General features: G+C 36.5%; 20 protein-coding genes. 8 read left to right on the forward strand and 12 right to left on the reverse strand.

Going from position 1 to position 20543, the window contains the following annotated elements; all coding sequences use genetic code 11:
• Positions 1–105 precede the first annotated feature (105 nt).
• From KEM10_RS11395 to KEM10_RS11410, 4 genes are read left to right on the forward strand one after another with little or no spacing between them, the layout of a single operon-like run.
• A complete protein-coding gene (locus KEM10_RS11395) occupies positions 106–342 on the forward strand; it encodes a 4Fe-4S dicluster domain-containing protein (RefSeq protein WP_212216130.1) in 237 nt (78 codons plus the stop codon).
• A 33-nt stretch (positions 343–375) separates the two neighbouring features.
• Positions 376–1455: a 3-methyl-2-oxobutanoate dehydrogenase subunit VorB gene (locus KEM10_RS11400; RefSeq protein ID WP_244825777.1), complete on the forward strand. Its 1080-nt coding sequence runs from the start codon at positions 376–378 to the stop codon at positions 1453–1455.
• Between the two features lie 3 nt (positions 1456–1458).
• Positions 1459–2223 carry a thiamine pyrophosphate-dependent enzyme gene (locus KEM10_RS11405; protein WP_212216131.1) on the forward strand — a complete coding sequence of 255 codons (765 nt, stop codon included), beginning with the start codon at positions 1459–1461 and terminating at the stop codon, positions 2221–2223.
• Between the two features lie 24 nt (positions 2224–2247).
• Positions 2248–2790 carry a 2-oxoacid:acceptor oxidoreductase family protein gene (locus KEM10_RS11410; RefSeq protein WP_212216132.1) on the forward strand — a complete coding sequence of 181 codons (543 nt, stop codon included), beginning with the start codon at positions 2248–2250 and terminating at the stop codon, positions 2788–2790.
• Between the two features lie 99 nt (positions 2791–2889).
• Here the strand turns inward: KEM10_RS11410 and KEM10_RS11415 are convergent, their stop codons facing one another.
• Positions 2890–3336, reverse strand: a complete 447-nt coding sequence (locus tag KEM10_RS11415) for a hypothetical protein (protein WP_212216133.1) — start codon at positions 3334–3336, stop codon at positions 2890–2892.
• Positions 3337–3512: 176 nt separating this feature from the next.
• Here KEM10_RS11415 and KEM10_RS11420 point away from each other — a divergent pair, with 176 nt between their 5' ends.
• The gene (locus KEM10_RS11420; RefSeq protein ID WP_212216134.1) at positions 3513–5060 is read left to right on the forward strand and encodes a DUF3300 domain-containing protein; all 1548 of its coding nucleotides are present in this window, start codon (positions 3513–3515) and stop codon (positions 5058–5060) included.
• Positions 5061–5132: 72 nt separating this feature from the next.
• On the opposite strand, the gene KEM10_RS11425 is transcribed toward KEM10_RS11420, so the two are convergent.
• The 6 genes from KEM10_RS11425 to KEM10_RS11450 form a co-directional block, all read right to left on the reverse strand.
• Positions 5133–5789, reverse strand: coding sequence for a DUF2490 domain-containing protein (locus tag KEM10_RS11425; protein WP_212216135.1), 657 nt, complete (start codon positions 5787–5789; stop codon positions 5133–5135).
• Positions 5790–5808: 19 nt separating this feature from the next.
• Positions 5809–6483 (reverse strand): DUF4956 domain-containing protein, encoded by a 675-nt coding sequence (locus KEM10_RS11430; RefSeq protein WP_212216136.1) that lies wholly within the window; start codon positions 6481–6483, stop codon positions 5809–5811.
• Between the two features lie 6 nt (positions 6484–6489).
• Positions 6490–7260, reverse strand: coding sequence for a polyphosphate polymerase domain-containing protein (locus KEM10_RS11435; protein WP_212216137.1), 771 nt, complete (start codon positions 7258–7260; stop codon positions 6490–6492).
• A gap of 246 nt (positions 7261–7506) precedes the next feature.
• Positions 7507–8262, reverse strand: coding sequence for a LytR/AlgR family response regulator transcription factor (locus tag KEM10_RS11440; protein WP_212216138.1), 756 nt, complete (start codon positions 8260–8262; stop codon positions 7507–7509).
• Positions 8243–9442, reverse strand: a complete 1200-nt coding sequence (locus KEM10_RS24740; protein WP_212216139.1) for a sensor histidine kinase — start codon at positions 9440–9442, stop codon at positions 8243–8245. The genes KEM10_RS11440 and KEM10_RS24740 overlap by 20 nt, the downstream gene beginning before the upstream one ends.
• A 128-nt stretch (positions 9443–9570) precedes the next feature.
• Positions 9571–11289 (reverse strand): carbohydrate-binding domain-containing protein, encoded by a 1719-nt coding sequence (locus tag KEM10_RS11450; protein ID WP_212216140.1) that lies wholly within the window; start codon positions 11287–11289, stop codon positions 9571–9573.
• A gap of 222 nt (positions 11290–11511) precedes the next feature.
• On the opposite strand from KEM10_RS11450, the gene KEM10_RS11455 reads away from it, so the two are divergent.
• Positions 11512–11922 (forward strand): DUF6242 domain-containing protein, encoded by a 411-nt coding sequence (locus KEM10_RS11455; protein WP_212216141.1) that lies wholly within the window; start codon positions 11512–11514, stop codon positions 11920–11922.
• 71 nt (positions 11923–11993) lie between these two features.
• Here the strand turns inward: KEM10_RS11455 and hemF are convergent, their stop codons facing one another.
• The 5 genes from hemF to KEM10_RS11480 form a co-directional block, all read right to left on the reverse strand.
• Positions 11994–12893, reverse strand: a complete 900-nt coding sequence (gene hemF / locus KEM10_RS11460; RefSeq protein ID WP_212216142.1) for an oxygen-dependent coproporphyrinogen oxidase — start codon at positions 12891–12893, stop codon at positions 11994–11996.
• A gap of 221 nt (positions 12894–13114) precedes the next feature.
• Positions 13115–13417, reverse strand: a complete 303-nt coding sequence (locus KEM10_RS11465) for a hypothetical protein (protein WP_212216143.1) — start codon at positions 13415–13417, stop codon at positions 13115–13117.
• 37 nt (positions 13418–13454) lie between these two features.
• The gene (locus KEM10_RS11470; RefSeq protein ID WP_212216144.1) at positions 13455–16691 is read right to left on the reverse strand and encodes an efflux RND transporter permease subunit; all 3237 of its coding nucleotides are present in this window, start codon (positions 16689–16691) and stop codon (positions 13455–13457) included.
• Positions 16692–16723: 32 nt separating this feature from the next.
• Entirely contained in the window at positions 16724–17791 is a 1068-nt protein-coding gene (locus tag KEM10_RS11475; protein ID WP_212216145.1) for an efflux RND transporter periplasmic adaptor subunit, read from the reverse strand.
• Positions 17792–17828: 37 nt separating this feature from the next.
• Positions 17829–19163, reverse strand: coding sequence for a TolC family protein (locus tag KEM10_RS11480; protein ID WP_212216146.1), 1335 nt, complete (start codon positions 19161–19163; stop codon positions 17829–17831).
• Positions 19164–19689: 526 nt separating this feature from the next.
• Between KEM10_RS11480 and KEM10_RS11485 the strand changes: the two genes are divergently transcribed.
• Both KEM10_RS11485 and KEM10_RS11490 read left to right on the forward strand, forming a co-directional pair.
• Entirely contained in the window at positions 19690–20061 is a 372-nt protein-coding gene (locus tag KEM10_RS11485) for a hypothetical protein (protein ID WP_212216147.1), read from the forward strand.
• 87 nt (positions 20062–20148) lie between these two features.
• On the forward strand, positions 20149–20538 hold the full coding sequence (locus KEM10_RS11490) for an SRPBCC domain-containing protein (protein ID WP_212216148.1): 390 nt from the start codon (positions 20149–20151) through the stop codon (positions 20536–20538).
• The last annotated feature ends 5 nt before the right edge of the window (positions 20539–20543 follow it).

Raw genomic sequence — 20543 nt, forward strand, 5'->3', positions numbered from 1 at the left:
GTAAGTTGTCTTTATGTGTTTAAAAACAAGTGTATAGTGATACTAATCATGTTGTTTTTAAGAAGTGATGTGTAAATTTGAAGTTAAATTAAAGACTCAAAAATTATGGCAAAAGCAAAAGGTGCAATTGTAGTCGATACAGCAGCCTGTAAAGGTTGCGGAGTGTGTGTAACTGCTTGCCCTACAAAAGTAATTGAATTGGCTGCCGAGGTAAATGGCAAAGGGTATCATTATGCCTACATGGCCAACCCTGAGTCGTGTATCGGCTGTTCCAATTGCGGGATTGTTTGTCCTGATACATGTATTACCGTTTATCGCGCTAAGGCAGTTGCCACTGCTTAAATGTAAAACTGAATAAAGGAAATTTAGTCACACATGAGAGAATTAAAATTAATGAAAGGTAATGAGGCAATAGCAGAAGCTGCTATCCGCTGTGGCGTTGATGGGTATTTCGGATATCCAATTACACCGCAGTCGGAGGTTATGGAAACCCTCATGGACCGTGCGCCTTGGGATTCAACCGGAATGGTTGTATTGCAGGCCGAAAGTGAAATAGCTTCAATTAATATGGTATATGGTGGTGCCGGTTGCGGTAAGCGCGTTATGACATCATCATCCAGTCCGGGTATCAGTTTGATGCAGGAGGGATTAACTTATCTGGCAGGTGCAGAACTGCCTTGTGTTGTAGTAAATGTTGTTAGGGGAGGACCCGGTTTAGGAACAATTCAACCAGCTCAATCAGATTACTTTCAGTCTGTTAAAGGTGGTGGGCATGGTGATTATAAATTAATTACTTTGGCTCCGGCATCAGTGCAGGAAATGGCCGATTTTGTTGAGTTAGCTTTTGATTTGGCTTTTAAATATCGTAATCCGGCTATGATATTATCTGATGGGGTAATTGGCCAGATGATGGAAAAAGTGGAGTTGGGTGAGTTCAAGCCTCGCTGGACCAATGAATATATAGAAAAGAATTATCCTTGGGTGACCATGGGTAAAAATGGAAGAGAACGAAACATTATCACATCAGTTCAGCTGGAACCAAGTGTTCAGGAGGCATTCAATCATAAGCTTCAGAATAAATATCGCGAATGCGAGGAAAATGAGGTTCGTTATGAAGAATATATGTGTGATGACGCTGAGTATTTGTTTGTAGCCTATGGCTCAAGTGCCCGTATCTGCCAAAAATCAGTGGAGATAGCGCGAGAGAAAGGGATCAAAGTTGGGTTATTACGACCGATTACTTTATGGCCATTCCCAACAAAACAGATAGCACATTATGCCGACAAAGTAAAGGGTATGTTATCAGTTGAGATGAGTGCCGGTCAGATGGTGGAAGATGTTCGTCTGTCGGTATGTGGAAAAGTGCCGGTTGATCATTTTGGTCGATTTGGAGGAGCCGTTCACTCACCAGGTGAAGTGGTTGAGGCATTGGAAAATAAACTCATAAAAGCGTAAGACATGTCAGAGACAAATTCTATAATATCTCCCGAAAATATTGTATATAAAAAATCACCTGTACTTTTAGATAATACAATGCATTATTGCCCGGGCTGTAGTCATGGTACGGTACATAAATTAATTGCAGAAGTGATTGAAGAAATGGGAGTGCAGGATATTACTATTGGAGTAGCTCCGGTTGGATGTTCTGTATTAGCCTACAATTATATTGATGTTGACTGGCAGGAAGCTGCTCACGGAAGAGCGCCTGCTTTAGCAACTGGTATTAAGCGTCTTTTGCCAGAAAAGGTTGTGTTTTCTTATCAGGGAGACGGAGACTTGGCGGCAATTGGTACGGCCGAAACTATTCATGCATGTAACCGTGGTGAGAACATTGTTATGGTGTTTATCAACAATGGTATTTACGGTATGACAGGTGGGCAAATGGCTCCAACAACCTTGCCCGGTATGAAAGCGGCAACTTGCCCTCAGGGACGCGATGTAAGTCATGATGGTATGCCTATTAAAATTTCTGATTTGCTGGCTCAATTGCCAGGAACATGTTATGTTACTCGTCAGGCAGTTCATACACCGGCTAATGTGCGTAAAACCAAAAAGGCTTTACGTAAAGCATTTGAAAATCAGTTAGCCAACAAAGGTACGTCGCTGGTTGAAGTTGTGGCAACATGTAATTCCGGTTGGAAAATGAATCCTGTTCAATCTAACGAATGGATGGAAGAAAATATGTTTCCAATGTATCCTTTAGGCGATTTAAAAGACGAGTAGTCATCTTGATTAAAAATTAGAAAAATGAAAGAAGAAATAATCATAGCCGGTTTTGGCGGTCAGGGTGTACTTTCAATGGGAAAAATTCTAGCTTATTCAGGCGTAATGCAAGGTCAGGAAGTTAGCTGGATGCCATCCTATGGTCCTGAAATGCGCGGAGGAACTGCTAATGTTACTGTAATACTCAGTGATGAGCGCATTAGTTCGCCCATCCTTCATGAATTTGATACTGCTATTATTTTAAATCAGCAGTCGATGGATAAATTCGAGAATGATATTAAGCCAGGGGGAACATTAATTTATGATGGAAATGGAATAACACGTCATCCGGAACGTACCGATATAAAAATATATAGGGTGGATGCTACCGAAGAAGCAGCCCGAATGCATTCTGTTAAAACATTTAACATGATTGTGTTGGGTGGATTTTTGAAAGTAAAACCTGTTGTTGAAATGGAAAATGTAATTGCAGGTTTGAAGAAGTCCTTGCCTGAGCGTCACCATCATCTTATTCCAATGAATGAGAAAGCGATTGATCGTGGAACTGAAATTATAAAAGAAGTTTAGTTTCGATGGTGAGGTGATATCAGTTAACTAATGCCTTAGGGCATAAAATCCAATGGTCGATACGACCAGCATTATGAAAATCCGAAGAAAGCGCAACCTTCAGCAAGTTGCGCTTTTCTTATGTGCTTTGGTTTGTTTTATGTTGTAATATAATCCGGCAATTAATAATATACCTCCTAATAGAGCCAGGTAATAGGGTGCCTTACCAGGTGTGTTGATACGAACCAGTAAAGAAGCATAAAGTGAACTGATAGTTACAACAATTCCTGAAACAAAAATAATGATAACAGCCAATGTGTTTCGAGTTTTGTTAACCTGTATTTGAAGCAAAGAAATGGTAATTCCAACAGCCAGATATGCCCCGCCAAGAGCCTTCATTAAAGCTAAAATTAGTTTCTGAAATTCCATAGGAACCTCCTCCCAAGGTAACGAAACTGCTTGCCTGTGATAGGGCATATATTGAGGATTAAAGAGATAAATTATTCCTAACACCATTAGAATAACAGAAGCTAAAAGATTGAAGGTACATGCTAGAGTCTTGTTCATAATTATGTAATGTACAAATTAATAACATAGGAGTAAAGCATATGCATGTGTTAAAAAAGTCTATTATTGATGATTAAACATTAACTTAGTAAAACTACCGTGCTAATTTTAAATTTAGGCACAGCAATTGCAATTACATAGATAGATATTGCATGTCTTACTTAAAAACCATTGTTATGAAAACAAGATATTATATCATATTGCTGGTTGCATTCATCTCTGTTGTGGGGGTAAATGCACAACATAAAGATGGATTGAAAGATTTACTTGAAGAAGAAAGTTCGTTGATGGATGGGCTTGCTGCATATGATTTAACTATCAGAACAGATATTCTTACGGTATCATTATATCCAGAGTTATTCGACAAAATGGAGAAGTTGAAACAAAATTCAGGTTCGGCTTTTCAAAATATTCTGAAACCTCACAAAAGAGAAGTTCAGGAAGGATTATATGATTTAACTCGTTACCCCGACTTAATTGCCGATTTGGTTGAGGGAGGGAAAAAGTCGAAAAAAGAAGTGGAGCAACTATCGATGATCTATCCTGAAGATATTCATGAGTCTTGTAAAAAATATGGATCATCGCAATATGATGCTTTATTGGCTATTCATCGCCTGAATGAAAAGAGTAAAGAAGAATTCAGCAGAATGCTTTCTACTTATGATGAATCGTTACAGAATAGCATGACCCGCTTACTGGATTATCCTGATGTACTGTCGACAATGTCGGATAATATTGAAGTGGTGCGTTTAATTGGTCAGGCTTATCGCGAGGATGCCCCAAGTCTTGAAGCTCATCTCGAAACGCGACATTTAGAAATAGTGGAGCAGAAAAGGCAGGAGCTAGCCGATTATCGGGCGCAATTAGAAGAAGATGAGGAGGCAATGGAAGAGATGGTGGATGCTGCTCAGCGATTTGCAGAAGAAACAGGAAATGGAGATGTTCATCAGCCCGTTCAAACACAAACTGAGGTGGTTTATGTACATCATTATTCATATTGGTATGGTTATCCACATTGGTATACTTCACCTTATTGGCGCCCATATCCATGGTATTATCATACCGGTTTTTATTATGGTCCTGGTGGAGGAATGATTTTTATAGGCATGCCATCGTATTGGTATGTAGGATGGCAGTTTAGAAGATATCCTAATCGCTATCCGCATCTGTCATATCATTACTGTCGTCATTCATATCGTCATCCAAGGTCGCGCTATGATTTTAATAGAACCGTACGTCGGAATATTAGCGATAACCGACAAGTAGATAGAAGGTCATTACGTCAGATTGACAGCAGGCGAGATAATATTTTAACTTCTAACGGAAGAGTGAAAAATGATAGAGTCTCATCCAGAGAGACCACACGAACAACCCGACCTGCAACCAGAGAGGCAAATACAAATACTCGTCAATCAACAACAAGGCAATCGAATCAGACAACAACTCGTCAGGCGAATAAGACAAATAGCAGAGAAGCGACAACTCGCCAGTCAAATCAAAGTTCGACCAGGCAAACGCAACAATCAACTCGTCAATCGACCACACGACAAACACAGCAGTCGAATACAAGGTCAAATCAGAAAACGACCAGACCGATGAATTATAATAATTACAGGTCTAACGAGAGTTTTAGGTCCAATATGAGTACGCCGCGGTCAACGCCGTCAAGAAGCAGTACTCCAGCGCGCAGTGGGGGCTCATCTGGAGGAGGCAGAAGACGATAGTTAGAGCGAAAGAAAATTAAAAGCGGAAAAGCATTGACAATCGGGAAGATTAGCAGCTTTTCCGCTTTTTGGTTAAAATTTTATTTTATAACCTATATCAATAATATGCCTGTTTCGTGCTTCATTTAAATAGTAATCTAATTTATATGACAGGCCAATGCTGTTTTTCTTACTTATTTTATAATCAAAACCTACTGCATATCTTAGTTTATACCATTCAGAATTAGATAGGTCATGGTAAGCTTGAAAACTAGCTTTAGGGGTCAGTTTACAGTTTTTAATGTTGTATGAAAAGAATCCCTTATAACGTAAAAAGGCTGAACCATCATTGTCATCGGTGTAATCAGTATAATTTAAACGAAACCCGGAAGTCCAGCGATCAAAATCTTTTTTTAAAGTAGCGTTAAATAGGTATCGATGCATATATTCAGTATCCTTATTGACACGATAATTTATAATGTAACGATAACGGGTACCAATGGTTAAATAATCCAGTGCTTTATATTTTAGTTCAGCTTCCAGTTGTGTTCGATCTAAATTAAACTGATCTTCAAAACGTATTTCGGGAGCAATTTCCATTTTAAGTTTTTTAGCCAGTTTAAACTGTGCAGTAAAAGCTGTTCGTGTTTGCCATTCGTTCTCAATATTCTGTGCGGATAATGAGAAGGAAACAACTGTTAATAGTAATAAAAGGAATAGTTGTATATACGATTTTAAAAATTGTTTCATTGATTTTAATTTGAATAAGTTAATTATTGCCATTTGCATTGAAGTAGAGTGTGATCTCAGCAATATCTCTCAGGAAATCAATTTTTTTAATTTCATATCGTTTAATAGCTATTCCGGTTCTGATTTTTAAATCATCCAAAAGGTCTGCTTTTTTCATGGTATGAATGTTTTCAATCTTTTCATAAATCAACGTTATGTTGTTTTCTTGCTTGAGACTCAAACGTTTTTCCAGAAACCATAAACCAACCAAAATAATTCCGTTGGTTACCATCAATTCGGTATAACTAACTTTTTTGTTGGCCAATGCATTAATTACAGAAACGCCTATGACAATAAATAGATAAGTCATTTCTTTGATTGGAATAGCATCTGTTCTGTACCGGATAATACCAAAGATGGCAAATAAGCCCATAGCAAAACCTAACTCCAGCTTAACACTGCTTAATAAAAAGCACATTAAAAAAACGATGACACCGATAGATAAATAACTAAAGTAGAAGTCTTTTCGTTTGCTGTTACGAGCGTACATAAAATGTACAATAATGAAAATAAGCAACAGGTTGAGGCCGAAACGAACGATTAACTCTGTAAAATCACTGAGGTTTATTACTTTAATGTCAAGAAAACGAAGTTGATCTTCCCATGCAAATGTTTTCAGTAGGAGAGAAAACAATACTGTTATAAATGTAATCATTAAAAATTAAGTTAATTGATGAGTGAAAATGGAAATTCTTGATAGTTTTTGTAGATTCCGAATTTTAGGTTTAATGGCATTTGACTTTATTTTTTCGTCAACCAATGATCTTCCCATAGCATACTTACTAAAACCTGATGGTTTAATACGCATATTACGCAATGCTATTGCTATTTCCGATAAAGTATTTCTATCACCTGTTTTGACTTCAATGATGGCTAAATCTTTCAAAACAACTTTTTCTTGATGTTGTATGAATTGTAAGTTAACATCAATGGTACACCTTTCCTTTAAGTTTTTGTTTACCAGTGTAATTCTTTTAAAACGGTTTTGTAAACCCGGTTGAAGATAAATAGGATCAAACGGGGTCTTGTCATTTAGAAAAACTTGCTCTTTTGGACTTAATTCTTTAAAGATAGCCTCCGTTTCTATTCTTTCTTTGATGGTTCTTCCTTTGTTATTTTTAAACTTTATCTCTATAAAATGAATTCCAGTTGAGAGATAAGTTCTTCTTCTTATTTTATAGCGGTTTTTCTTCCCTCTTACATGGTTGGAATACATTAATGCTGATGGAGTATCGAAATAGGTTGTTTCATAAGGAAGTTGGTTCTCTCCATCCATTGTTAAAACATAGTAATGTGGTTGAATCTTTTGAAATAATTCGTTAAGTTGATCGATAGTAGCACAATATTTTGTGTCTGTTCTATTCATCAACTTCACTTCGTCCATATGTTCGAGAGATATTGGACGGAAGCAAGAAGTATCTAACATTTTCATAGCTCCTGTATGGTCTTTATTCGTGCATTGATTAATCAAATCCAGCACGAATTAGTTTTATAATAGTTTTCCTGTGTTGAAAAGGATTGAATGCTTTCCTTTTGCTTCACGATTTTACTGCAAATGAATGAGAAAGTAACTGTGGACTACTATTAAGCAACCATTTTAGCAGGTGAACTGGGAAATTTTAAGCTAGTAATAAGTATGGAATTTGCTATGTAGTTAAGGATGTTGAAATGCAGTTTGTTAGCTTTGAATAAGCCATTTTTTAAAGGATGAAACCCGGGCTTTACTTATGATGATTCGTTCTTGGGTGGGTACTACTAGAATAGCTGAAAGTCGATTGCCAAACCATATGGCAACTTCTTTAATGGCGTGATGAGAAATAATAAACTGGCGATTAGCTCTATAAAATGCTTCCGGGTCTAATTTAGTCATTAAGGTATCCAGGGACTTATCCATAGGGTAAGTTCGTCCATCAGTTGTTGTAACGGAAACTGCTTCATTGGAAGTGTAGAAGAAGGCAATTTGTGAAGTTGGGATGGGTATTAATTTATCTTTATGAGGAATTAAAAATGTTTTGGTATAATTTGTTCTACTCGATAGAAAGGTCTCAATTCGTTGAGTATATTCATCTTTATCAGTATGTGTGAGCTGTTTAAGTTTCTTTATTGCTTTGCTAACATCATTGGGTTCAATGGGTTTTAGCAAGTAATCAATACTATTTACTTTAAATGCTTCCAGTGCATATTCATCGTAGGCCGTGGTAAAAATTACCGGACATGTTAATTCAATTTTTTCAAATATCAAAAATGACTGTCCGTCAGCTAAATGAATATCCATAAAAATAATGTCGGGCAATGGATTGTTTTGGAAATAATCAACTGATGCTTGAACACTATCGAGTACATCCATAATTTCCATATCAGGTTCTTCCTGCTTTATAATGGCTTTTAGGTTTTCGGCAGCCGTATGTTCATCTTCAATTATTAGTGCTTTCATTATTTTCTTGATCTATTGAGGAAAGAGGTAATTCAACCACAAATATATTGTTAGTAATAAAGCTACTAATGTCTTGATTCATTAGTAATTTATATCGGTTATTTAAGTTACTTAATCCAATGCCAGTTCCAGGTTCAGTTTCAATTTTGGGTTGAATAGGATTAGAAACTATCAGTCTGTTGTTCTCTTTTATAAAGATATTAATTTGCATCGAGTGAGTCTTGCTTATAATATTGTGCTTTATCACATTTTCAATTAGTGGTTGAAGCGATAAGTAAGGAAGTTGAAATTTATTGTATTCTTCTGGTGTGCCTTTAATCTCAAACGAAAGGTTATTTCCATATCTGATTTGAAGAAGGTATTGATAGGCCTTTAAAAAATTAATTTCGTCTTGCAATGAAACCAGATGTTGGCAATTACCCTTTAATACATATCTGAAAATACGAGATAATTCATTGATATATTTTAAGGCGTTAGAATTATCTTTTACTCTTACCAGTCCAGACAATGCGTTAAGGGAATTAAAAAAGAAGTGAGGATTTATTTGAGCTGCCAGTGCATCAAAGCGATTGCGAAGATTTTCTGAACGTAATTTTTCCACCTCTAATCTAATTTCTTGCTGTTTAAACAAAACCTGAATAAGTTGACTAAATAACACCGCAATAATTCCAACAAAAAAGCATTTGAATAACACCATGCCGTTGAAGAAACCAAAGTCAGGCCCATGTGAGTTGATACCTCTAAAAATAGAATATAAATATTGGGCTAATACACAAATTAGCAATGTAGCAAATATTAAAAGACTAAGTCTGTATCGTGCAAATTTTTTCGAAGACTTTAAAAAGCTTTTAGGACTGTTATTGATATATAATAACAGTAATGCTAAAGCGAAAAAATAAAAGAACTCAAATAATATTTTAGGGAGGAATTTTCTGGCTCCCGGATCTATTGGATTAAAGTGTTGTTCATTTGGAGGTCTGTCATACTCGCGATTGTCTGGAATAGGATGATTCGGGTTCTGAACAGGAGGTGGAATTAAAAATTGTTCTACTCGTTCGGGCATTTCTTCATTGTTCTCCAATTCTCTGGCAATGTCAGGAAATATAACAAATAGTCCAATGATAATGGCTGCCATCCAGTTGATAGATCTGGTATTGAGTTTAAAAGGAGAGTTTGTCACTTGGTTCTGTTTTGTTCGTATAGTAAATATATGATTTTAATTTATCCTTTTAGGTGAGTCACTTTTTAAAAAACATAGCCTCTCGCTAAAAGCAAGAGACTATGTTGAGTATGAAAGAAAAATAGTTATCATCCTCTGGGACCTCCGCCTCCGGGGCCACCTCCTGAACTACCAATTTGTGTTGTAATGCTGGAAGTAGTAAATGTTGTATATTGACTGCCGGCTGTATATGTTCCATTCGTATATAGTCCTTCATTTTCAGTTCCGGAATAGGAACCATTAAGGTAAGCAATGTAACTAGTACCAATGCTTAAATCAGGTGAGGAAATAACAATCGACTGATAAGTTTTAGCAGGTGAAAATGTTACTATTTCATCTCCATTACTGGTTTGAAGGCTAAATATTGTATTGGCCGTATTGCTTGAAGTGAAATTAATCATGATTGAAGGTTGCGAAGAAGATGTGCTGGGTAATTCTGCCATGCCCGAGCTTCCTGCTGCAACAAGTATTCCTCCCGATATGTTAAAACTTCTGTCATAATCTAGTGCTCCGTTTCCATTGCTAATTGGTCCATGTACTAAAACGGTTCCATCCGTCATAGAGGCTGATCCATTTACATCTATACCATCACCTGAGGCATAAACAGCAATAAAGCCACCGTTAATTTCAAGTGTTGAGTTTCCTGAAGACATACCTCCGGATCCATCTGAGGCGTTAACTCCATCATCGCTGGAATGTAAAATGGCTGAGCCTCCATTAAACACTATAGAATTACTTTCAATCCCTTCGTAACATTTTGAGATGGTATAATAACCATCGTTTATTTCTATTGAGTTATCAGCATGTATAGCATCGTCACCAGCTGCAATTTCTGCAGTACCACCATTAATAATCAGAGCATCATCAGAGTGTATAGCATCATCAGGTGTGTTAATAACAAATGTTCCTCCATCTATCTGTATTGTAGATCCGGCTTTTAAAGCCTTTGCAGAAGCATCATTGGCCAGATAACCTGAAGATCCGTCAGCACATTCAATTGTATAATACCCTTCAGTAATTGTTAAGTTACTGTATGCTTGTATTCCATCTCCATCTGATACTATATTGCATTCGCAATAATCGATTTCGATGTATCCGGTACCCGCATCTTCATTGTCAGATTTAAAACCATCACCTCCTGCTGTTATATCAAAAATACCATCTTTGATTATGAGATAGTCTTTCCCTCTGATAGCGTCATCAACTGCTGTAATAGTGTAATTTCCACTGGAGATGATTAAGCCATCTTTACTTGTGATGCCATCATTATAATTGGCGTTAACTATTAAAGTGCCATTTCCATATAAGGTAAGATCTGATTTGCTAAATAAGGCCGCATTGGCATCTTCCTCATTTCCGTAAGTCGATCCATCTGTTATGCTGTTTGAAGTATCATCAGCCAGCATAATAACTGTTTTTTCAGATTGCTCAATATAGATTGCAGCATTGTTAGAACAGGTAATACTTGCACCATCTAGTTGAATGTGTACACTTTCACTATCTGTTGAGTTCACACGCAGTTGTCCGTCATTTAATGTGCCTGATACTGTATAATAACCTCCGCTGTCAATGGTTGCTACAGTTCCAGAAACACTAACTCCGCTTCCTTCAACATGAATATAAGTTTCTTCCAGTGCAATAAGGGTTCCATTGGATTCATCCCAATTATAGTCAATATCATCATCGTGACTATCACCACTGGCAGTATCGTCGTCATCGGCTATATCAATGTCCGAAGAACGATCGCAACTGTATTGAACAGCAGAAAATGCCAGTAACATCAGTGTGTAAAATATTAGTTTTTTCATATTTTCCTCCTATGTAATTCTCAGCGATTTTACGATTTTAAAAAATGACTTGTTAAAGAATAAATTGTCAGTGAGAAAAAATGGATGGTGAAGTGGGTTTTTATTTGGATCTCTATTTAGTATTTTTGTCTGTTCCAAAATATAGATCATAAAAAGATGTTATTTCAAGATCTTTAAATAGACGGATGGATAACGTTTTTAGATAAAAAATTAAGTAGGGTTATGAGAACAGGTTTACAAAAGGTTGCAATTGGGTGCGTGTTGTTTGTGGCATTTCTATTAACGTCGTGTTTGCCAGAAGATGATGTTAAATCATCTCTTACCGGATTAACTTCATTTGGATTTACAGCTGATGAAAATATTCCAGGTTTAGAGAATATTGAATTTAATATTGATGCTTTAAACAGAACAATCACAAATTCAGTACCGCTGCCATATAATTCAGATGTAACTTCGTTGATTGCTACCTTTGAAGCTATTGAAAAAACAACTGTAACAGTGGACGGTATTGTACAAGAAAGTGGTGTTACAGCAAATGATTTTAGTCGGACCCTAAATTATGTGGTAACGGCAGAGAATGGTTGGACCGAAATTACATACGAAGTAAAGGTAAAGGTTTCGCAGGTGGAGTAGGATAAAAAAGTTGGAAGGTAATTATTCTTCCAACTAAAAATTAGGTTTATATCTGATTGATTGGGCCGTGATTATACAATATTGATCCAATCAATCTCCTTTTTTAATAATTTTTGAGTTTCGGCTTCTCTTGAACCTTCTATTGGTGTTTGCATATATTCCCACGAAGCATCGGGAGGCATGCTTAAAAGAATAGATTCAGTATTTCCTCCTGATACCAGTCCAAATTTAGTACCCCGGTCATGTACCAGGTTGAATTCAACATATCTTCCTCTTCGAAGCAATTGCCATTTTCGTTCTTCTTCCGAAACAGGTTTGTCACCATGACGTTGAATTAGCTCAGAGTAAATCTTAGGGTATAATTCACCTAAATCAATACTGAAGTTGAGCAGTTGTTGAATAGATAGTTTTTCATCTGGTTTAATTCTGTCGTAGAAAATTCCACCTACGCCACGTGTTTCATTTCTGTGAGGTAAAAAGAAGTAATCATCTGCCCAAGGTTTAAAACGTTCGTAAAAATTGGGATAAGTTTTATCACATACCTTTTTTAACTGTTGATGAAACCATTGAGCATCTTCTTTAATGATGTAGTGAGGAGTGAGGTCAATACCTCCGCCGAACCAACTAATGCCATTATCTAGTTCGAAGTACCTCACATTCATATGAATTATCGGGACATGTACATTTATAGGATGCAAGATGGATGACACACCGGTTGCAGTATAGTTATTAGCATCTTCACCTAGTAATTGAGCCATTTGTTTTGTATAAGGCCCACTAACCTTAGAAAAGTTAACTGCTGCTTTTTCAATGTATTTGCCATCCTGCATTACTCCGGAAACTCCTCTGCCAATATCCTTTTGCCAGGGATTCATTTTAAAAGAGGTTTTACCATCAGCCTTATCTAATACTTTGCAAATATTCTGCTGCAGTTGCTCAAATTGTTCTGTTATATAATCAGAGTTGATCATTTTTTAATCTGTTTAGGCTTAATAACGATTAAACAACCTTGTTGTTTATTTGAATGAAATAGATAAATAGAATTTTTGGGATGTAGCAATAAAGGATTATTCGTAGGTGTTTTATGAATGAGTTATTTAGCATTAATAATAAAAAGCCGGAAGAAAAACTTCCGGCTTTACGGGGGATTGTACCTGCATATAGCAGTTTGTTGTGCTCTTAATACAGGTTGTTAAAAACCTTTTTCAATATTTAATAAGTAAGCATGAAGATTACAATCCGGCATCTCACGTTTACACTCCTCAAGTTTTTGCATTAGGTTTTCTGCCTGATCATCATCTATCATTGTGAAAAAGGCAATTTTACCTAAAGGTTGACTCCCATGGCCAAACCAATTACCTAGACGGTGCGGTTTCTTTGTTTTTTCAATACTACCCACTTCAAACTCGTTGTAAAAAGTGACGTTGTGTTCACTGAAAATTTTTTGAATCTGCTCGCTGTAATTGGTTGCAGATGTTGTGAAAAGCATTTTCATACGATTAATTATTTAGTTAGTTATTAAAGGTGAAAATTCAATCAATAGCATCCGTATCCAGTTCTGACTTGTTTTTTGTATCCTTTTTACTTCTATTCTTTTGTTCAACCATATAAAATATAAGAGGAACAATAACAAGAGTAAGGAAGGTAGATGCGATGGTTCCACCCATTAAGGATATTGCCAAGCCTTGGAAAATGGGATCAAAAAGAATAACAACAGCACCAATTACAACCGTTCCGGCTGTTAAGAGAATAGGTGTGGTACGTACAGCCCCGGCTTCAATTACCGCTTCTTTCAGCGCTGCTCCTTCGGCCAATCGAATATTAATAAAGTCGATAAGCAGAATGGAGTTTCGTACCATTATACCTGCCAATGCAATCATACCAATCATTGAAGTAGCTGTAAAGAATGCATCAAGCATTAGGTGCCCCAATACAATTCCAACCAACGATAATGGAATAGCAATCATCATAACAAATGGAACCTTTAGGTTCTGGAACCATCCAACAATAAGCATGTAAATAATTACTAATACTACAGCAAAGGCGGTTCCTAAATCGCGGAATACTTCATATGTAATTTGCCATTCGCCATCCCATTTTAGACCAAATTCGTTCTCAAGGAATGGTTGTCCGTTATAAAACTCATCTATCTTATAGCCAGATGGTAGTTTTATTTCATTAAGCCTTTCCGACATATCTAATATCGCATAAACCGGACTTTCAAGTGTGCCTGCAACATCGGCTGTTACAAATACAACCTCTTTTTGGTTTTTACGATAAATACTTTTTTCTTTTATTTTTTCTCCTATTTCAGTTACGTCTCCAATTGCGACCATATCACCATGATTAGAAAGTAGATTGATCTTTTTGATGCCATCAAGATTGATTCGATCTTCTTGAGAAAGACGTAATTGAATGCCCACTTGTTGATGATCCTTTTCGGCATATAAATATGAAACAGTAGCACCGCGAAGGTTCATATTAATGGCATGAACTACTTGCTGTGGTGTAATTCCATAAAGGAGAGCTTTTTCCTTGTCAACCTCAAAGGTGTATTCAGTTTGATCATCTTCAACCATCCAATCCACATCCACAACACTCTCTGTAGTTTTAAACAGGTCTTTTATCTGACTAGCTACATTTATTTGAGATTCGTAATCAGGGCCATAAACTTCTGCTACCAATGTTGACATCACCGGAGGTCCAGGGGGAACTTCAACCACTTTAACATTAGCGTTATATTTCTTTCCAATCTTTTGTAAGGCTGGCCGCAACTCTTTTGCGATGCCATGGCTCTGTATATCGCGTTCTTTTTTTGATATCAGGTTGACCTGAATGTCGGCTACATTTGATCCGCGTCTGATATCGTAATGACGAACTAAACCATTGAAGTTAATTGGAGCTGAGGAGCCCACATAAGTTTGATAATTATCAACCATCTCATGGTTTCTCAAATAAGCAGCTAATTCCTTAGTTACATTTGCCGTTTGTTCCAAAGTTGTACCTTCTGGCATGTCTACTACAACCTGAAATTCATTTTTATTATCGAATGGTAATATTTTAACCGTAACAACCTTAAATAAGAATAAACTGGCTGATGCAAAAAGTAATAGTGTAACACCAATAATGAATGCCCATCTTTTAAAGGGGCTTTCGATCATGGGTCTCATGGTTTTGTTATAAAGCTTATAGATGATTGTTTTCTCCAACGAATAGTCTTTGGTTTTGTCCTCATCTTCATCAGTCTTCAATAAACGATAGGCCAACCATGGTGTTATCATTAAAGCAATGAATAATGAAAAAATCATAGCAATGGACGCTCCAATTGGCATTGGGCTCATGTAAGGTCCCATCATTCCGGATACAAAAACCATTGGTAGAACTGCAGCAATTACTGTAAAAGTCGCCAGTATAGTGGGATTACCCACTTCATCTATCGAACGCAATGCAGCCTGCCAAAAGGGTAATTCACGCATTTTAAAATGCCGGTGCATGTTTTCAGCAATAATGATGGAGTCGTCCACCACAATGCCGGTCACAAATACCAGGGCAAATAAAGTTATGCGGTTTAAGGTGTAATCCAGAAAGTAATAACTAAACATGGTTAAGGCGAAGGTGATGGGTACAGATATGAAAACCACTAATCCACCTCTCCAGCCCATGGCAAGCATAACTACTATGGTAACAGCAATAATAGCTCCCATAAGATGTAATAATAACTCACCAACTTTGTCGGAAGCAGATTCACCATAGTTACGAGTAATTTCAATATGTATGTCTTCAGGGATCAATTCCGATTCCAATGCTACTATCTTTTGTTCTATCTGATCGGCCAAACGCATGGCATCTGCACCTCTTCTCTTGGCAATAGATAATGTAACCGCATTATATTCTCCCGGAAAGCTATTTTTTTCTTCGTTAGCAGCTCCATACCCAAAAGCAACATAATTGGCTGGGCGTTCAGGTCCATCAGAAATGGTGGCAACCTGATGAAGGTATACAGGTTGGTTATGGTTGTTTCCAATGACCAGGTTACCTACTTCTTCAGCAGATTTGAGAAATGATCCGGTTGTAACCAAATACTCATTGTTATTTTGGTTAAATGATCCGGAAGAAGACTGTAAGTTGGAGGCTTGAATCATTTGGGAAATAATTAAAGGATCTACTTTGTAAGTAGCCATCTTGTCACGATTCAATACAACTTGTATTTCGCGGTTGCGTCCTCCTATTATTTTAGTTTCAGAAACATCCGTTACTTTTTCAATTTCGGAATTAAGTTCCTGAGCAACTCGTTTTAGTTGGTAGTCGGAATAGTTTTCACTCCATAATGTTAATCCTAAAACAGGTACGTCATCAATAGAACGGGTCTTAACCAAAGGAATGGAAGATCCTTGTGGCATTTGATCCATATTCTTCATGATTTCGTTGTATAGTTTTACCAAACTACGTTCCACATCCTCGCCAACGTAAAACTGTACAATCAGCATAGCCTGTTCGGGCATTGATGTGGAGTAAACGTATTCCACACCTTTTACATTAGAAACTATTTTTTCTAAAGGTTTAACAATTCTCGATTCTACTTCTTTGGGGCTGGCTCCTGGGTAGCGGAAGTAGATATCAGCAATGGGTACATCAATCTGCGGCTCCTCTTCACGAGGTGTGAGATATGAGCTATAAAGACCAATTGCTAAAAATGCCACCATCAATAATGGTGTTAATTTTGAATTTATAAATAATCGGGCCAGAGTTCCTGCAAATCCTGTCTTCATTTGTATAATTCTTTTGTTTTTTTAATAATGAATTAGTTAAGACTTAGGAAAAGGCCATCGTATAAACGACTGTCGCATTCCAAAATGAGCTGATCACCATTTGATAATCCTGAAATTACTTCCTTTTTGTTATCAAATGATTTACCAAGTTGAACCCATCTCAACATAGCATGTCCCGAGCTGCTAACAGTCCAAACGCCGTTTAACTGACCGCGATTAATAATCAGGTCAGATGGAACCAATATTTTTTCTTCGGTGCCTTTGGCTAATTCAACCTTGGCATAAATGCCGCTTCTGATCATTGAAAGTTGCTCATTGGTTGGCTCCAGTATAACCCGGGCTTCAAACTGTGAACCTGAGAATCGACTGGATGGGCTTACACGAGATACATAGCCTTTTATGACTTTGTTTGAGTGATTCAATAGTACGGTAACTGAATCAGCTTTTTCTATTAAATCAATCTCTGATTCAGGTACTCTTGCAATTACTTCAAACTTATTGGGTGACTCGATTGCAACAAGAGGTATCCCTGGATTGGCCATGTCGCCACCATCAACAAAGCGTTCGGTAATAACACCGTCATAGGGTGCTCTAATATTGGCATAATTAAGTGTTTCCTCAACTTGCTTTTGGGCTTCTTCAGCCGCTTTTAATTGAGCTTTAGTCATTAAAAAGTGAGTTGTAATATCGTCCAATTCTTTTTGGGTTGCACTTTTTGATTTATGTAGTTTTTGAATTCGTTTGTAGTCGGTTTGAGCATTTTTATAGGCAGCTTTTGTAGCTGCTATATTAGCTTCAACCTGACTTTTTTTAGCAACTATATCATTGCTTTTTAAGGCTACTAATAGCTGCCCTTTCTCAACCTTGTCGCCTTCGTGAACTAAAACTTTGTCTATTTGCCCCATTATGCGTGTACTTAATGTAGATTTTTTAACGGAAGAAATAGTACCTGAAAAGGTATATGTTTTGGATACTTTTTCAGTTTTTATGGTTGTAGTTTTTGTTGGAATAGCTTTTTTTTCGTTGATTTTATTTGAATCGGAACTACAACTGTGCAACATCCATGCTGCACCCATTACTAATAGGAAAATTTTCTTCATGATTATTTAATTTTTTGTTGTTATCAAATTTCGAAGCCTATCGATTAGACTGAGATGCCAGTAATTCATATTTGAATACAGCAATATTAAATTGGTAAATGGCATTTATTCTTTTCAGTTCACTTTCTTCGTAACTAGCCTCGTTAGCTAATAAATCAGAGGTTCGCTCAAGTCCTTCTTTGTATCGTTCAGATATGATTCGCATTGATTCTTTTGCCTGCTCAGCTGCCAGCTGATAACTCATAGCCTGACTTTTTTTAACTTCTATATTGCGAATGGCTTTTGATAGTTCAATGTTTTCTTTGGCTATATATTCCTTATAAGAAAGTTCTGTTTTATGAAGCTGAGCTTTTGATTTATTGATACTACCTATGTTTTTACCACCGTTAAATATTTTCCATTGCAGACTTAAACCAACCATCCAGCTGTTAGAGTCAAAACTGGCAAATTCCGAATCGTATAGGTTATACATTCCAAAACCGTTCACACGAGGCAAGAACTTCATTGAGCTGCTCTTTTTCATGAGCTTTTGAGCTTCTAAACCATTATGCATGGCCTTTACGTCTGAACGGTTTGAGACGCTCAGAGTACCATAGTTTGTATATTCAACCTTTTCAATGTTATCGGCAATGGTGAATTTTGTTTTCAATTCTCTTCCCAAAAGGAAGTTCAACATTTCAGACACTGATTGTATCTGATCTTCTGCTTCTTTAACTTTAGCTTCTAAATCCAATAACCTAACTTTTACTGCCAGTACATCAGTTATTTTTAGATAGCCTTGTTTCATGTTATCCTCTGCTACTGCAACATGAGCCTCTGTTGCTTTCAGAGCCTTTGAAAGTACAAGTTGTTTTTCCTCCGCCAATTGTAATGCATAATAGGTTTGTTTTACAATAAATCGAATGTGTTCTTTGGTATAGTCACTTTGATACTCAGCTGCTTTAATAGCATGGTTCGTTGCACTTTTTGCCATCCATGCATCTAGGTTAATGATGGGTTGTGCAACCTTTATCTGACTATTAAAATGATCAATGCGGTCCGGATTATTCAACAAGTCCGGATTAAAATCGTTTTGTGTGACGATTCCTTGTTGTAGCTTATTGCCAAAAGCATATAGTGGATCGTTTGTAGTTGAGTAGTTATATGAAAGATCAACAGAAGGTAAAAAAGCGGCCAGTAATTGTTGTTGGTCAGCTTTTGCATTTTTAATATTTGCTAAACTCTTTAATATTTCCGTATTATTAGCTTCAGCAAGTGCTAGTGCATGATCTAAGGTTAATACACTGGAGGTGTCTTTCCAATTTGCAAAAGAGCTTACATTTAGCCCTACAATGATGATGAGAATAGTTGTAATGATTTTTTTCGTATGCATGTTTATTAATATTTGACTTGTTTTCGCATTAAAGAATGCAAATATATAGATAATAACATAAAAAGATATATTGGGAAGTAACCATGAATCTCATTTTTGGTTTAATTTGGTATGAAAAAATTTATACTTTTTTCTTTGTTTTGATCTAAATACTAATCTATGTGTTTGAATGTGAGGTTTGTGTATTTGTGAGAAAATCGTGTGCAGATTGATGAAAAAAAATTATTAATTGTTGTAAAGGAGGCTCTAAAAAGGGGGGGCAGACTTAGTAATTTTGGTTTTAAGAGGGTTGTCATATGAATGGTAGGTAAATGAAAGTTTAAATCTATTAAACAGCATCAATACCAAAAATTGTTCTTTGTATCACCAAAGAAGTTGTGAATTTTATTTTGAAATACAGCGTATTTTTTCTAAATTATGTACAGCTAAAGAGAATCAGGTCTTTGTTGCATTGTGATTAAACCCTGTTTGACGGACGAGCCTGTGTCAAGTGTTAATTTTAAGTGGAACTAATTAATTCTTGCTCATGAAAAATGGAAAGATAAATCTGGTGGATCTTGATTTTGAATATAAGATGTGGAAAAATCGTCTGACTTTATTTGTTCAGGAGATTGATATTTTAAAGAATCGTAATGAGGAGGTGAAGACAGAAGAATACATTGAAGAGTTAAATATGGTTGAATTAATGGTGTTGGATGAGCACATTGATCAGTTAAAAAAGTTAATAAACCGTATTAAAGTTCAGGAGAATGAAATGCAGTATTACAACAAAGATTTTCCCATAACAAATGATCATAAATATTATAAGGAACACGAGTTATTGCGCAAGCAAATGAATAGTATATCAAAAGTACATTTGACCAGGGTAGCTGATTTAACCAATGCCTTAGGTATTTAAAAATTTTTCGGAAACTGGTTTTGGATTTTGGTCTTGTCCATTGGGTGGCAAGGCCTTTTTTTGTTTCTTTGCAGAAATATCAATACTATGCCTAAAGATTTTAAAACACGCATTAAGATAAAAGCCGAGATGGAAGATGTGTTTGCAGCTTTCACCAATCCTTTTACCATTGAGTTATGGAGTGGTTATCCGGCTAAAATGAGTACTGAGCCGGGTGCGCCTTTTGAATTATGGGAAGGTGATATTGTTGGGCATGTGGTTGAAGTTGAAGATCAAAAACGCATTGTGCAAGAGTGGTATTTTGGACCGCAGGAAGAACAATCTATTGTTACTATTAAATTATTCCCTCAAGGAGGCAATAAAGTGCAGGTAGATGTTTTTCATACTAATATACCTGACGAAGCATATGAAGAAATCGTAGAAGGATGGAATGATTACTTCCTAGGACCTATCAAAGAATTTTTGGAAATAGAATAAATGGG

The sequence above is a fragment of the Carboxylicivirga linearis genome (assembly GCF_018271995.1).
Taxonomy (GTDB): domain Bacteria; phylum Bacteroidota; class Bacteroidia; order Bacteroidales; family Marinilabiliaceae; genus Carboxylicivirga; species Carboxylicivirga linearis.

Coding starts and splice junctions, on each gene's coding strand:
- KEM10_RS11395 (WP_212216130.1), top strand. CDS start 106: ATGGCAAAAGCAAAAGGTGCAATTGTAGTCGATACAGCAGCCTGTAAA.
- KEM10_RS11400 (WP_244825777.1), top strand. CDS start 376: ATGAGAGAATTAAAATTAATGAAAGGTAATGAGGCAATAGCAGAAGCT.
- KEM10_RS11405 (WP_212216131.1), top strand. CDS start 1,459: ATGTCAGAGACAAATTCTATAATATCTCCCGAAAATATTGTATATAAA.
- KEM10_RS11410 (WP_212216132.1), top strand. CDS start 2,248: ATGAAAGAAGAAATAATCATAGCCGGTTTTGGCGGTCAGGGTGTACTT.
- KEM10_RS11415 (WP_212216133.1), bottom strand. CDS start 3,336: ATGAACAAGACTCTAGCATGTACCTTCAATCTTTTAGCTTCTGTTATT.
- KEM10_RS11420 (WP_212216134.1), top strand. CDS start 3,513: ATGAAAACAAGATATTATATCATATTGCTGGTTGCATTCATCTCTGTT.
- KEM10_RS11425 (WP_212216135.1), bottom strand. CDS start 5,789: ATGAAACAATTTTTAAAATCGTATATACAACTATTCCTTTTATTACTA.
- KEM10_RS11430 (WP_212216136.1), bottom strand. CDS start 6,483: ATGATTACATTTATAACAGTATTGTTTTCTCTCCTACTGAAAACATTT.
- KEM10_RS11435 (WP_212216137.1), bottom strand. CDS start 7,260: ATGAAAATGTTAGATACTTCTTGCTTCCGTCCAATATCTCTCGAACAT.
- KEM10_RS11440 (WP_212216138.1), bottom strand. CDS start 8,262: ATGAAAGCACTAATAATTGAAGATGAACATACGGCTGCCGAAAACCTA.
- KEM10_RS11450 (WP_212216140.1), bottom strand. CDS start 11,289: ATGAAAAAACTAATATTTTACACACTGATGTTACTGGCATTTTCTGCT.
- KEM10_RS11455 (WP_212216141.1), top strand. CDS start 11,512: ATGAGAACAGGTTTACAAAAGGTTGCAATTGGGTGCGTGTTGTTTGTG.
- hemF (WP_212216142.1), bottom strand. CDS start 12,893: ATGATCAACTCTGATTATATAACAGAACAATTTGAGCAACTGCAGCAG.
- KEM10_RS11465 (WP_212216143.1), bottom strand. CDS start 13,417: ATGAAAATGCTTTTCACAACATCTGCAACCAATTACAGCGAGCAGATT.
- KEM10_RS11470 (WP_212216144.1), bottom strand. CDS start 16,691: ATGAAGACAGGATTTGCAGGAACTCTGGCCCGATTATTTATAAATTCA.
- KEM10_RS11475 (WP_212216145.1), bottom strand. CDS start 17,791: ATGAAGAAAATTTTCCTATTAGTAATGGGTGCAGCATGGATGTTGCAC.
- KEM10_RS11480 (WP_212216146.1), bottom strand. CDS start 19,163: ATGCATACGAAAAAAATCATTACAACTATTCTCATCATCATTGTAGGG.
- KEM10_RS11485 (WP_212216147.1), top strand. CDS start 19,690: ATGAAAAATGGAAAGATAAATCTGGTGGATCTTGATTTTGAATATAAG.
- KEM10_RS11490 (WP_212216148.1), top strand. CDS start 20,149: ATGCCTAAAGATTTTAAAACACGCATTAAGATAAAAGCCGAGATGGAA.